The sequence below is a fragment of the Mycobacterium basiliense genome, assembly GCF_900292015.1.
GTDB lineage: Bacteria > Actinomycetota > Actinomycetes > Mycobacteriales > Mycobacteriaceae > Mycobacterium > Mycobacterium basiliense.
In genome coordinates this window covers 887,470-900,352 of record NZ_LR130759.1, presented here as the reverse complement: position 1 = coordinate 900,352, position 12,883 = coordinate 887,470, and the positions used below count along the sequence as shown (strand labels likewise).

Here is a 12,883-nt window from a genome sequence, read left to right as displayed (position 1 = left end):
AGCACCGGGGCCCAAATTTCCGGGAGATGCATTACATGAAGGACCTGATGGCAATGATTGCCACCGTGGCGCTGAGCGTGACGCTGGTTGGCTGCGGCTCCGACACCAAGACCAATGGCCAGACGTCCACATCCACAGCCACCTCGACGTCAACATCGACGACCACGTCAACGACGAGCGCGACGCCGGGCGCCCAGGTCAACTACACGATCGCCGACTACATTCGGGAGAACAACATTCAGGAGACGCCCATCCATCATGGCGACCCCGGATCGCCGAACATCAACCTGCCGGTGCCCGATGGTTGGCAGTTGATTCCCGAAGGCTCCGGCGCGCCGTATGGCGGCATTGTCTACACCAAACCCAGCGATCCCAACGATCCGCCCACTATCGTGGCGATCCTGTCCAAGCTGACCGGCAACGTCGATGCGGCGAAGATCATCGAGTTCGCCCCGGGCGAGTTGAAGAACCTGCCCGGATATCAGGGCAGCAACGACGGAAGCGCCTCCACGCTCAGCGGTTTCCAGGCATGGCAGCTGGGCGGCTCCTACACCAAGAACGGGAAGCAGCGAGCCATTGCCCAGAAGACGGTGGTGATTCCCAGCGCCGACGGACTGTTCGTGTTACAGCTGGACGCCGATGCCCTCGACAGCGAGCAAGGCGTCCTGATGGACGCCACCAACATCATCGACGACCAGACGACGATCACATCCTGACGGCAGCGCGGCGCGCCGTCCTCGATCCCTTCGGGCGCGTGGCGACCATGACGGGCGATTAGCTCATCGGCCGGAACCGCTGAGACATCCCAACCGCGGCCGCTCAGCCAGTCACGACATCGGCGCGGTCCCTGAAGTACCGCAAATCCTCAAAGTCCGTTGCGTGCTCAGTGGCGTTGCCCGCCGCCTCGCGATAGCGCTGCATTATCGAACGCTGCCGGGTGCCTCGATGGCAATCCCATCCCGGCGACGCGGTGACAGCGTGCGCGGCAGCGGCGCCGCCCACCCGAAACGTCATCCGCCGGGATTTGCCACTCCCGTAGCCGGCCCCGGTGTCCTACGGTGAGGACATGGCAGCACAGTCGCACGCGGTGGACGTCGGGCACCCGCCCTCGGCAGTACTTCGGGTCGTCAATCCGATGCTCGGCTTCCTCCTGGGCACCCCGCTGGCCGGCTCGCTGCGCAAGCAGCTGATGATGCTCGACTTCGCCGGCCGAAAGTCGGGACGGCGGTTCTCACTTCCGGTGAGCGCACACCTCATCGACAACGATCTCTACGCGCTGACCGGCGCCCCCTGGAAGCACAACTTCCGCGGTGGTGCAACGGCACAGGTCCGCTACGACGGCAGGGCGACCAGCATGCGCGGCGACCTGATCCAGGACAAAGACGTGGTCTGCGATCTCTACCTACGTTGCGCCCAGTCCTATGACCTCAAGCACGCCCAGCGAATGATGGGCCTGAAGTTCCGCGACCAACGCATGCCGACCCGGGAGGAGTTCGCCGAGGCGGTCGACCGGCTGCATCTGGCGGCAATCAAGTTGACCCCGGCCCGCTGACGTCCCGCATAGTGCGAAACCGGCCGCACACAAGTGGGTTTCACCGCTCGAATGCAGCATTGTCGTGCCTACTCGTGGCGGTGTTGACGGCCAGCCTTCTGGTCGCGTGCGGCTCGGCGACCAAGAGGACCTTCTACGAGTCCGCGCCGTGCCCGGTGCCCAACTTCCCCGGCGTGCCGCAAGCTGATCTGGGGGCCGCCTACAGCTGTGGATATCTCACCGTGCCGGAGAACCGTCTCAAACCGAACAGCCGGACCATACGGATCCTGGTTGCCCGGGTGACAGCCGCCAGCGATAACCCGAAGCCCGATCCGATCGTCTTCCTCGCCGGAGGTCCCGGCGGCGCCGGCACATTGAGCGCACCGGGAGTCGTTGCCGGCGGAATGAATGCCGACCGGGACGTCATCTTTGTCAACCAGCGTGGGACTGTGCACAGCGATCCGTTTCTGAGCTGCCCGGAAATGGACGACTTCACCGCCCATGCCGTCGACTTGGATTTCACCGCCCCGTCGACTGCGGATCTGGCCGCAGCTGCCGTCACAGCCTGCCGAAACAAGCTGTCGCCGAGCAATTTCGACTTCGCCGCCTACAGCTCCAGGGAGAACGCGGCCGATATCGCCGACCTTCGGGTGCAGTTGGGCATCGAAAACTGGAACGTTTATGGCGTCTCATATGGCACCGACCTGGCTCAGCAGTTGCTGCGTACCCATCCCGACGGCATCAGGTCTCTGGTACTCGACTCGGTGGTGCCGTCGTCGATCAACATTGTCGACCGGTGGTGGGAAGCCCCCGCTAGCGGCCTGGCCGCGATCTTTCAGGCGTGCGCCACCCAACCCAAGTGCGCCGCGGCCTATCCGGACCTGGCAACGATTTTCGTCGACGTCGTCACCAGGCTGAGCGCGACACCGCTGAAGGTTACCGCCACCGGTCCGGCCGGAGATCCGGTTCGAGTCACCATCGACGGCTCCAAGGTGGTGCCCTTGGTGCTCAACTGGAGTGCCGACCCGGCCAAGGTGACCGACATTCCGCGGATGCTCTTCGACCTCGCCCACGGCGACGGCAGCTTGGCAGCCGCGGGAATCGCCGCGAGCATCCCGCCGCCCGACCAACGCGGGCTGTTGGGCGCAGGGCTGGCGTTGGGTGCCTACTGCCAGGAGATGGCCAACTGGACCACGCCGGAAAGTGCTCTTTCCCAAGCGAAATCGGCGATGCCCTTGCTTCCAGAATCGGTACTGCGGATCACTCCGACCGGCAGTTGGATCTTCCGCGAATGCGATGCGTGGGGCCTGGGCAGGTCCGACACGGCCGATCGCCTGTCGGTGTCCAGCGGGGTCCCTACACTCATTCTGTCGGGCACTTTCGATTCCAGCACCGCACCACAGTGGGTCAAAAAGATCACCCCCGGGCTTAGCAATTCAGTCATGGTGCGCGTCCCGGGCGTGGGTCACGGCGTGCTGCCCACTTCCCAGTGTGCCCAGTCGATCATGACGGCATTCCTGGACGACCCGGCGAGCTATTTCGACCAGTCCTGCATCGACTCAACGCCCATGCCGACGTTCAGCCTTCCCGAGACCCGGTAGATCCTGATTCGCTCACCCCACATGCGCCGCGCCGGCGGCCGCGCGGGTCCGGGTGATCACCGGCTGCTCAAAGCCGGCCGCGCCCACCGCCCGCCGCACCGCAGAACCAACCGCCTCCGCCCGCTCGGCGGGCGTCAAGGCGATCACACATCCGCCGAAGCCACCGCCGGTCATTCGGGCGCCCAGGGCACCCGCGCGCACCGCCGTGTCGGCGATCAGGTCGATGTGGTCGGTGGTGATTTCGAAATCGTCGCGCATGGAGTTGTGCGACGCGGTAAAAAGCCGTCCAACCTCGACGAAGTTTGAATCGGCTAGCGCCGCAGCAAATTCGAGCACCCGGAGGTTTTCGGTCAGCACATGGCGGGCGCGTCGCGCGTCGACCGGATCGGCGACCCCGGCCAATCCCGCGGACCCGAGATCCTGCACCTCACGCAACGACGACGCACCCAAATCGGCGGCCGCACGCTCGCAGGACGCGCGGCGCTGCGCATATTCTCCGCCGGCGTGCCGGTGGCGGATTTTGGAGTCGATCAGCAGCAGCGCCACTCCACACGCGTCCGGGTCGAAGGGCACCGGTGCGACAGTGAGGTCGCGGAAGTCGATCAGCAGGGCCGTCGCCGGCGCCCCGAACAGCGACGCCAGCTGGTCAAGCAAACCCGTTGGGGCGCCGACGTAATCGTTTTCCGCCCGCTGAGCCAGCCGGGCGCGTTCTGTCGGGTCGATGTGGACACCGGCGGCAGCCGCGATGGCGCCCAGCACCGCGCATTCCAACGCCGCCGAGGAAGCCAGGCCGGACCCCATCTCCACGTCGCTGGTGATCGACATAGCGCCGCCGGGGACCGGATGGCCGGCGTGCCGCAGCGCCCACACCACCCCGGCCACATAGCTTGCCCAGCCGACCACGTGGCTGGCGGGGTCGCCGGGAGCGGTGTCCAACGGAACGCGCGTCAAGCCATCCACCCGATCGCTGCTCACCGTGATCACCTCGCCATCGCCGGGCGTGAACGTCACCACCGTGCGCTTCGGCAGCGCGATCGGCAGCGCGAAGCCGAGGTTGTAGTCGGTGTGTTCACCGATCAGGTTGACGCGCCCGGGTGCGGCGTAGCGAACGCTTGTCTGGGTCATCGGTCGAGGTCCCGCAGTCGCTGGGCGACGCTTTCCGGTGTGACGTCGCTGATGAAGGCGTCCATCGCCGATTCGGAGGCGGCCAGGTATTTGAGCTTGGTGGCGCTGCGCCGGATCGACATGAGTTCGACATGGAAGTAGCCGTCAGCTTGGGCATCGGTGTCGGCGAACTGGTGCAGTGCCGATATGTACGGCAGCGGGCCAACCGCCGGTGCGTAGATGCGGTCGAAGCGCGCCAGCATGTCGAGGTAGACCCGCGTGAATCCGTCCAGCTCCGCCTCGTCCAGCTCAGCGAGATTATGCACGAACCGGTTTGGGTAGATGTGTACCTCGACCGGCCAGCGCGCCGCGAACGGTACGAACGCCGTGAACAGCTCGGTGCGCGTGACGACACGGCTTCCGTCCGCGACTTCGCGGGCAAGCAGATCGGCAAAGAGGTTGCCGCCATGCCGCATCCGATGTTCACGAGCCTGGCCCAGCATGGCGGCGGTGCGGGGAGTCAGGTAGGGATAGCCGTAGATCTGACCGTGCGGATGGGTCAACGTCACCCCGATCTCTTCTCCGCGATTCTCGAAACAGAACACCTGCTCGATGCCGGTAGTGGCCAGCAGATCGGAGCTGCGGTGGCGCCACGCGTCGACGACGAGCCGGGCGTGCGGCAGCGTCAACTCCGCGAAGGAACCGGTGTGCTCGCTGGAGAAGCAGATCACCTCGCTGCGGCCATGTCCCGGTGCGGACAGAAAGCCCTCTCCGGGAGACAGCGTTGGCGCGGGTGCCCGATCGACGGCGCCGGACAAGCTCGGGAACCGGTTTTCGAAGACCACGACGTCGTAGTCGGGGGCGGGAACCTCGCTGGTCAGCCCCGTTGGCCCGGGGCACAGCGGACATTGATCTGCTGGCGGTTTATAGGTGCGGTCCTGGCGCAGCGCCGCGATGATCACCCACTGACCTGTCGATTTGTCGAACCGCAACTGTGACTGCTCGGGGTCGCGCGCCGGCAGCGGCCGGCGATCCGCCACCGGCGCCGGCCGGCGCCCAGGCAGGGAGAAGAACAACAGTTCACGACCATCGGCCAGCTTCGCCCGCGTCGGCGCAGTCACGATCTCGAAGACTAGCGGGTATCCCGGCGGGTGATCATGGACGGCGGTGGTCGGCGTGGCCGGTGGTCCCGACGAGCTGCGAACCACTGCGGCGCATTCGGTGGCATCGACACGATTGCGGCCATTGGTTCTCCTTGCCACGTGGCCATGAAGCCCTGGGCACGATTGCCCCCTGGCTAGTCCGCGGATGCGGAGTTGGTCGGCCGCCGGCCGGTGAAGGCGATCAGCCGATCCAGGATTGGGGCAACAGAGCCGACCGCCGCTGGCTGCGCGAAGCCGGCGGAGTTGCGGGTTGCCGGGGTGATGACCTTGCCGGCCACTCCCATCACATACTCCACCAGCTCCTCGGATGCGACCACCCGACGTCCAGTTGCAATTGCGAAATCCCAAGCATGTACCAGAAATTCGAGACAGAGAATGCCCACGGGAACAACCGCGGGTACCTGGTTTGCATTCAGCTCGACCGTGCCGTCCAGACCGTGTCGCCGCCACGCTTCCAGCACCGCCTGCGCTGCGTCGGCCACCTGAGTTTCCAGCGGCGCCTCCAAGTCGCGCGGTGGTATCCGTGCGCCCACGGCGCTGCCGATAATCGTCAGGGAGCGCATCAGATGATCAGCCAACTGGGCCACGTTGTATTCACTGCATGGCGTCTGCTTGGCCTGATCAGCGGCGGCCAGCCCGCGCAGCACGTGCTGAATCACCGCCAGCGCTGCTTCCGCGCAGGACAATTCATCGAGCGGCTCGGGGACAGCCGCCCATTCGTCGGGACCGGCGTCACCATGTTGGCCCGCAACAACCAGCCTGCTCAGGTAGTGATTCCAGGCTTCGCCGTGACGGGCGGCCTGCTCATCGGTGAGCCCGTCGTGCAGCAGCCGGACCTCGGTGCCGCCCTCGACTCCGGTGAGCGTGAGGCTCACCGTCGACTCATCCAGCATTGGATTGCCCCGCCGCTCCCAGCCCCAGGAGATGACCACCAGCTTTCCCGGGTCGACTGCAGCGACGGTGCCCACTGCGGTATGTCCGGGCGTCACCGTCCAGCGATATACCCCACCGACGCACAGTTCGATGCGAGCCGTGATGGTCAACCAGCACCGAAGCCCTTCGGGGGTAGCGATCAGCGCAAATGTTTCGTCTGGTTCGCGGGGCACAAAAGTTGTTTTTTCCCAAGGCATAACGAGCTCTTCCTGTGACACTGCCCAAGTTATCGACCAGATCCAGGGTGGATTCCTGGTTTCGCCGCATAACGGTGTCGGCCCGGGTCGAGAGGGACTGGCCTGACGACGGGCTTCGACGGGCGCCGCACGGCACCGCGCCGCCACCGGATGGACTCTGCCGCGACCACGATCGTGTCGAGCACACTTCGATACGTTAGCCGCGCCGTCCATTGGTTGCCTGAATCCTGCCAAGGGGCACAATTGCAGTGTGAAAGTAGCGATCAGCGGCGCCGGGGTGGCGGGTGCGGCACTTGCCCACTGGCTCTATCGAAGCGGCCACACCCCGACAGTGATCGAACAAGCGCCGAGTTTTCGCACCGGCGGCTACATGATCGACTTTTGGGGCGTCGGCTACCAAGCGACTAAGCGGATGGGCATCGAGGACCCGGTCCGCGCCGCCGGGTATGAGATTGAAAACCTGCGTTCGGTGGGCTCCCGGGGCGAGGTCAAGGCCAATGTCAGCGTTGACGTCTTTCGCCGCATGTTCGGCGAAGACTTCACCAGCCTGCCCCGCGGCGACCTGGCCGCCGCCATCTACGCGACCATTGAGGACAAGGTGGAGACCCGCTTCGACGACAGCATCACCAGCGTCGACCAGCACGTCGACGGCGTCCACGTCACCTTCGAAACGAGCACACCGCGTGAATTCGATCTGCTGATCGGCGCCGACGGATTGCACTCCAATGTGCGTCGGCTGGTCTTCGGGCCTGAGCAAGATTATGAGCACTACCTGGGCTGCAAGGTCGCGGCGTGGGTCGTCGAAGGCTACTGGCCTCGTGACGACTTGACCTACGTCTTGTACAACACTCCGGGCAAGCAGGTAGGGCGCGTCGCACTGCGCGGCGACCGCACCATGTTCCTGTTCATCTTCCGCGATGAACACGACAGCGGCGGCGCAACACCGAAAGAACAGCTGCGCAACCATTTTGGTGATGCCGGCTGGGAATGCCCAGACATCCTGGCCACCCTGGACGACGTCGATGACCTATATTTCGACGTTGTCAGCCAGATCCGGATGGATCACTGGTCGCGTGATCGGGTGCTGTTGGTCGGTGACGCCGCCGGATGCATTTCGCTGCTCGGCGGTGAGGGTACCGGCCTGGCAGTGACCGAGGCGTATGTGCTTGCCGGCGAGCTCGAACGCGCTCAAGGCGACCACCGTCGGGCCTTTGCTAGTTATGAGGCACAGCTGCGCCCCTTCATCAGAGACAAGCAGGGCAGTGCGGCCAAATACATCGGATTCTTTGCCACCCGAACCCAATTCGGTCTATGGTTCCGCAATCTGGCAATGCGGGCGATGAATGTCAGGCCGTTGGCGACGTTGATTGCCGGCAGCGTGCGGGACGATTTCCAGCTGCCCGAATACGACATGTAGCTACCTGGTGAGCGGTCGGCGCTCTACGCAGTGGTCGCCCTCACCGTCGGGCGAGGGCGACCTCCTGGCGTTGCGCGCGAAGCGCGGGGGCTAGAGCGGAATGAACACGCCGTTGAGCCAGATACCCCAGTGCTGATGTCCGGCATCCCAGACCACCGGCGTGTTGGGGGCATAGGCCGGCGGCGGGGGCTGCGGAGGCGCTCCCGGGGGCGGTCCCGCCTGCACGGGTGCGGGGGCGGGTGGCGGAGGGTCTGCGGCAGCATAGCCCGCGCCAACGGTGATCGCCCCCATGCTGAGGGCTCCGGCAACGGCGGCGCTAGCGAGAATATGGGCAATGTTCATCGGGATTCTCTTTCTTCCGTTGTGCCTGACGCACACCGACTTTGGCCTCGGCGGCGCTCGCACTAAATGGGCGGTGGCAAATCTGGGGGCAGCCACCGACGTGTTGACGGATCGCAAGCGCTGCGCACGCGGCACTGGATCGATCCAACATGGCGCGCCGCACTGCGCGCCCGCGCGATCGGAACCAGAAGCCGCCTAGGCCTTTATGGGCAACCTGGACGTCCTGCCGCGCGTCCTGCTGATAGATGCCGTTGGGCAATTTGCAGGGCACAGTCATTTAAGCACCCAGACCAGGCGGTTGTCTAATATTCAATGCAATTGTCGAATATCCGACATGCTGTGCTGCGGGCGGATTCACCGAGGCAATCGACACATGTTCGCCGCCGCGTCCGTCCTGCGGGAACTACCTGGGCATTGAAGGGCTCGACGACGTGGTCCGGCGACCGGCGGGGCACTCCCCTTCCGGGGCCGCCAACCGCGCAGCCGCCGGCACGTCACGGACCGCACCGACCCGGATGCGCGCACCACGACGTGGCACCAAGATGACGTGTTTGAGCTGTTGTCGTTCACCGGCTGACGCGGTGGTGCTCAACTCCACCCGCCGCAAGATTTCCCGCAGGACGACCCGCATCTCGACCATGGCGAAGTTGGCCCCAAGGCAGCGTCGGTTGCCGCCGCCGAAAGGTAACCACGTGGTCGGGCTCAGCGTCGCGCCAAGCATGCGATCAGGATCGAACCGCTCCGGGTCCGAATACACCTCGGCACTCCCGTGTACCAACCCGATTCCGGGAGCAACCATGGTTCTTGCCGGTAGCGCATAGCCGGCCAGTTCGATCGGCTCGGTCAGAACCCGGCCAACGTCGAACACGACCGGGCGGATGCGCAGCGTCTCTTTGGCCAGCGCGTCGAGGTACTCGTCACCGGCCGGATCGCCCGAGCCGCTGGCCTCAGCCGCGCGCACCGCCTTGGCCAGAATTGCCGGGTGCCGAGTCAACCGCTCCAGTGCCCAGGCGAGCCCGCTGGCCGTGGTGTCGTGCCCGGCGACCAGCAACGTCATCAGCTGGTCTCGCAACTCGGCGTCCGTCATCGCACACGTCCCGTCCGACGCGTCGTCCGTGGAGCGAACCAACATGGCCAGCGCATCGGTGCGCACCGCGAGGTTGGGGTCAGCGCGCCGGTCGGCAATTTCGGCGTAGAGCAACTCGTCGGCTTCCGCGATGTGCCGACGCAGTCGTCGCCACAGGCGGCGATTCATGAGCTCGGGTTTGGCAAGCGCCAGCGTCTCCCACGGCCCCACGTCGAGCACTCGCGGCATGACCTTGCGAAGCATCGCCAACCGCGCCTGGTCGGTGGCACCGATGACAATCCGCAGGATCACCTCGAGCGTGATCTCGGACATCTTGGGAGCCACCGCGAACTCACGGCCCACCGGCCACCCGGCGATGTTCTCCGCCGCGATCTCGGCCATCAGCGCGGCCTGGTGCGCGACAGCGTCGCGCTGGAATGGCGGCAGCATCAGACGTCGACGATCCCGGTGTACGTCGTCATCGCTCAGCAGCAAAGAACTCTCGCCCAACAATCCGCCGAGCATCTCGTTGGCTTCCCCAGCATGAAAGACGCGCGGATCGCCGGCGAACACCGTCTTGATGTCGGCCGGGTCATTCACATACACCATGGTCCCGAAGCCCGCGACGCGCAGCGTGAAAATGTTGCCGTAACGACGTCGACACGCGGCCAGGAACCACGCGCTATACCGCATCAACAATGCAGCCTGCACCAGCCGAGGCAACGAGGGTCCGGGAGGCAGCGCGGCAGCGGCGGAGTTGGTCATGACCGCAATGCTACATACGTCGAGGGCGCCGACCGGATGGTTTGAGGAATTATCACGCCATGGCCCGCGTTAGCGGTAGCGTCAATATCGGTTGCCGGCGTGCGATTTGCCACCGCACAGTCTCCGATGTATCCCAAATATGATGTACGGCAAGGTGATTGCTACCGCTACGGCCGGGAATACGTGAAACAGACTGACGTATAACGCGGTTCACTCAAGGCCTCACCTATTCGGATTTGCATGGCAGAGGCAATTCGCGGTGGCCGTCGCGCGTGGATTGCCTGTTCGAACGCGTAGGCGTAGCCAATGAGTTTCGGCTCCTAGAACGCGCCCGCGAAAACGACAATCCTATCGGCAGGCCAAAGAGGTACCCGGCGGGAACACAGATGTGTGGGTAACCCGCGACTGCCGGCGGCGACGAACAACCGCCCGGCAAGATGTTGTCGCCGACCACCGGATCGATCACGAACGCCAGCGAGCCTTCGGTGGGCGCGACGATGGCAGCGAGCCGAGTGCTCCGCCAGTGTCTTGCCAATGCCCTCGCCACCGGCCAAACGCCGTAGCTCGGCGTTGATCAGCAAATACTGCCCGTCGGTCAGATCCCCTGTGGCCTGTGTCTGCTCGAAAAATTCCTGGCGAAGGGGCATCACCCATCCTGGGCAAGCCCGGCGGCCGTCCACTCGCCTCGCTGGAACGCGGTCCGTTCGGCGATGCTGAACTCGGACAGTTCCATCTGGGGTTCAACCGGCCAGCGTGATCCGGCGTGCCGTGACCGGTTCGGCTTTGCCTTTGAGGCTCAGCGTGAGCTCCTCGCCGTCTTCGACGGCCGCCATGTCCGCGACCGCCTTGGACATGACGATGTCGCCGCCCGCGGCAACGCTTTGCAGCCGCGACGCGGTATTGACGACGTCTCCGATCGCGGTGAAGTCACGGATCTCGCCCTCACCGACGATTCCGACGTAAGCGGGGCCAACGTCGAGTCCGATGCCAACGTGCAGCTGCGGACCCTCCGGGGTGCCATAGCCCTGTTCGCGCAGGATGGTGCGAGCGTCATTGACCATCGAACTGACATAGCGGCCGTCCGCACTGAGCGGCGCAAAATAGAGCCCCATGACGGCGTCGCCGATGAGCTTGTCGACGATCCCGTGCTGCACGATCACCTGCGTAAGCTTCGAGTAGAAGCGATTGAGGGCAGCCACCATTTCGTCCGGCGCCACGGTCTCAGCCAGAGCGGTGGAGTCGCGCACGTCTGCGAAAAGAACTCCGATCGGCAGCGTCACCCCGCCACTGGGCGCCCTCTCGAAGCAAACCTGACACCAGCGCGGATTCTTCCGGGATGGGCCTTTCCCCACCCGCCGCATCAACCAGCCGCCAACTCCTGCGAACGGGTTACCGCAGGCCTCGCACCGGGGTGCAGACGGAAGGCTGGAGATGACTCGGATTCCACGACGCACCTTGGCGTGTCCGAAATACTCGAAGAAGCGCGCCCACTCCTCCGGGTCGGCCTGCGCACCCTCGGGGCGCGGCGGCGTGTGTCCGCGCGACATTGGCCGATTCTATGCGGCATTCGCGCAAGCAGGTGACCGCGGATCCGACGCTACTTGTGAGCGACCGCCGCGCTGGAGCCGGCGGCCAGCGGGATCACCTCGAAAGACCGGAATCCTACTGCGCTGCACCATTTCCGGAAGTCCGCACCGGTGAAGTCGAACGCATCACCGAATTCGATGAGCATGTTGAGCGACATCATCAATCCTTCGGTGTTTTCCCGCCGTGCGTCGTCGATCAGCGTCTCGATCACGACCAAAGCCCCGTCTTTTGGTAATGCCTCGTAGGCCTTTTCGATCAGCCGTTGTTTACCGTCCAGATTCCAGTCGTGCAGGATCTGCCCCATCGTGATGACATCGGCGGCCGGCAGCGGGTCGGCCAGAAAGTCACCGGCGACCGCACGCACTCGATCACCGAAGCCATGCTCGGCCAGCTTGCGCTGAGCGATCTCGGTCACCGCGGGCAGGTCCAAACTGATGCACTGTAGGTGCGGATGCGCCGTGGCAACGGTCCGCGACAGCAGTCCGTTGGCGCCGCCCACATCGCAAAGGGCGTGGTAGCGCTCGAAGGGAAAGCGTTCCGCGAGCAATTCCACATTGCGCCGCGATGCCGAGTCCATGGCGGTCACGAAGGCCTCGAGTTGCTTCGGGTCGGCATAGATAGCCTCGAAAAACGGCCGGCCCGTTCGCTTGACCTCGTTCTGTGGCTTGCCCGTCTGCAGGGCCTCGGTCAGATCACCCCAGAACCGAAAGTTGCGTTGGTCCCAAATTTTCAGCAGGCCGCCCTGATAGTCGGGGCTGGCTTCATCCAAGAATCGCGCCGTCTCCGGCGTGTTGCGGTAGCGGGCCTCGGGCCCGTCGCCATCGCGCCGCAGCAAGTCCAGCGACACCAGGCCGTCGAGGAAGTCCGTCGCCGGTCTTGGCACCAGCCCGAAACGGGCGGCGATGGCCTCCGCGGTCATCGCGCGATCGGCGAGTTCAGTGAAGAGCCCGAGACCCACCGCGGTCAGCAGTACCTTCGATGGGCCGTATCCGGCACCGATCGCCATGATCCGGTCGGGACTCAACCGATTCTCCACTCGACCTCCCGAACAACTACCGCTCTACGGTCGCGGCGCCGCCTACCGACCATAGGCCAAGTTTCGATTGTTGCGCGGGCTCGGCGGCGGGAAAGCCCGGGCGAAACCCCATCGCGATGGGCGCCGTTAGGTGCCCGGCCG

General features: G+C 64.9%; 12 protein-coding genes. 4 read left to right on the top strand and 8 right to left on the bottom strand.

Annotated features, from left to right (window positions below; all coding sequences use genetic code 11):
* Positions 1-35: 35 nt before the first annotated feature.
* Positions 36-716 carry an envelope biogenesis lipoprotein LpqN gene (lpqN, locus tag MB901379_RS03930; protein WP_158018924.1) on the top strand — a complete coding sequence of 227 codons (681 nt, stop codon included), beginning with the start codon at positions 36-38 and terminating at the stop codon, positions 714-716.
* Between the two features lie 103 nt (positions 717-819).
* Here lpqN and MB901379_RS03925 read toward each other — a convergent pair whose 3' ends face one another.
* Positions 820-1,014: a hypothetical protein gene (locus tag MB901379_RS03925; protein WP_158015458.1), complete on the bottom strand. Its 195-nt coding sequence runs from the start codon at positions 1,012-1,014 to the stop codon at positions 820-822.
* Positions 1,015-1,066: 52 nt separating this feature from the next.
* Here MB901379_RS03925 and MB901379_RS03920 point away from each other — a divergent pair, with 52 nt between their 5' ends.
* Positions 1,067-1,552, top strand: a complete 486-nt coding sequence (locus MB901379_RS03920) for a hypothetical protein (RefSeq protein WP_158015457.1) — start codon at positions 1,067-1,069, stop codon at positions 1,550-1,552.
* A gap of 59 nt (positions 1,553-1,611) precedes the next feature.
* Positions 1,612-3,132 carry an alpha/beta hydrolase gene (locus tag MB901379_RS03915; protein WP_232021980.1) on the top strand — a complete coding sequence of 507 codons (1,521 nt, stop codon included), beginning with the start codon at positions 1,612-1,614 and terminating at the stop codon, positions 3,130-3,132.
* 12 nt (positions 3,133-3,144) lie between these two features.
* Here the strand turns inward: MB901379_RS03915 and MB901379_RS03910 are convergent, their stop codons facing one another.
* The 3 genes from MB901379_RS03910 to MB901379_RS03900 form a co-directional block, all read right to left on the bottom strand.
* Positions 3,145-4,257 (bottom strand): galactokinase, encoded by a 1,113-nt coding sequence (locus tag MB901379_RS03910; RefSeq protein WP_158015455.1) that lies wholly within the window; start codon positions 4,255-4,257, stop codon positions 3,145-3,147.
* Positions 4,254-5,357, bottom strand: a complete 1,104-nt coding sequence (gene galT, locus MB901379_RS03905; protein WP_158015454.1) for a galactose-1-phosphate uridylyltransferase — start codon at positions 5,355-5,357, stop codon at positions 4,254-4,256. Before galT ends, MB901379_RS03910 begins: the two co-directional genes overlap by 4 nt.
* A 176-nt stretch (positions 5,358-5,533) precedes the next feature.
* Positions 5,534-6,529, bottom strand: coding sequence for a TIGR03086 family metal-binding protein (locus MB901379_RS03900; protein ID WP_158015453.1), 996 nt, complete (start codon positions 6,527-6,529; stop codon positions 5,534-5,536).
* A gap of 250 nt (positions 6,530-6,779) precedes the next feature.
* Here MB901379_RS03900 and MB901379_RS03895 point away from each other — a divergent pair, with 250 nt between their 5' ends.
* On the top strand, positions 6,780-7,946 hold the full coding sequence (locus tag MB901379_RS03895; protein ID WP_158015452.1) for an FAD-binding domain: 1,167 nt from the start codon (positions 6,780-6,782) through the stop codon (positions 7,944-7,946).
* Positions 7,947-8,036: 90 nt separating this feature from the next.
* Here the strand turns inward: MB901379_RS03895 and MB901379_RS03890 are convergent, their stop codons facing one another.
* The 4 genes from MB901379_RS03890 to MB901379_RS03870 form a co-directional block, all read right to left on the bottom strand.
* A complete protein-coding gene (locus tag MB901379_RS03890) occupies positions 8,037-8,288 on the bottom strand; it encodes a hypothetical protein (protein ID WP_158015451.1) in 252 nt (83 codons plus the stop codon).
* A gap of 403 nt (positions 8,289-8,691) precedes the next feature.
* Positions 8,692-10,119, bottom strand: coding sequence for a cytochrome P450 (locus MB901379_RS03885; protein WP_158015450.1), 1,428 nt, complete (start codon positions 10,117-10,119; stop codon positions 8,692-8,694).
* A 740-nt stretch (positions 10,120-10,859) separates the two neighbouring features.
* Positions 10,860-11,399, bottom strand: a complete 540-nt coding sequence (locus MB901379_RS03875) for an adenylate/guanylate cyclase domain-containing protein (protein ID WP_232021978.1) — start codon at positions 11,397-11,399, stop codon at positions 10,860-10,862.
* Positions 11,400-11,716: 317 nt separating this feature from the next.
* A complete protein-coding gene (locus tag MB901379_RS03870) occupies positions 11,717-12,712 on the bottom strand; it encodes a methyltransferase (RefSeq protein WP_158018923.1) in 996 nt (331 codons plus the stop codon).
* Between the last annotated feature and the right edge of the window lie 171 nt (positions 12,713-12,883).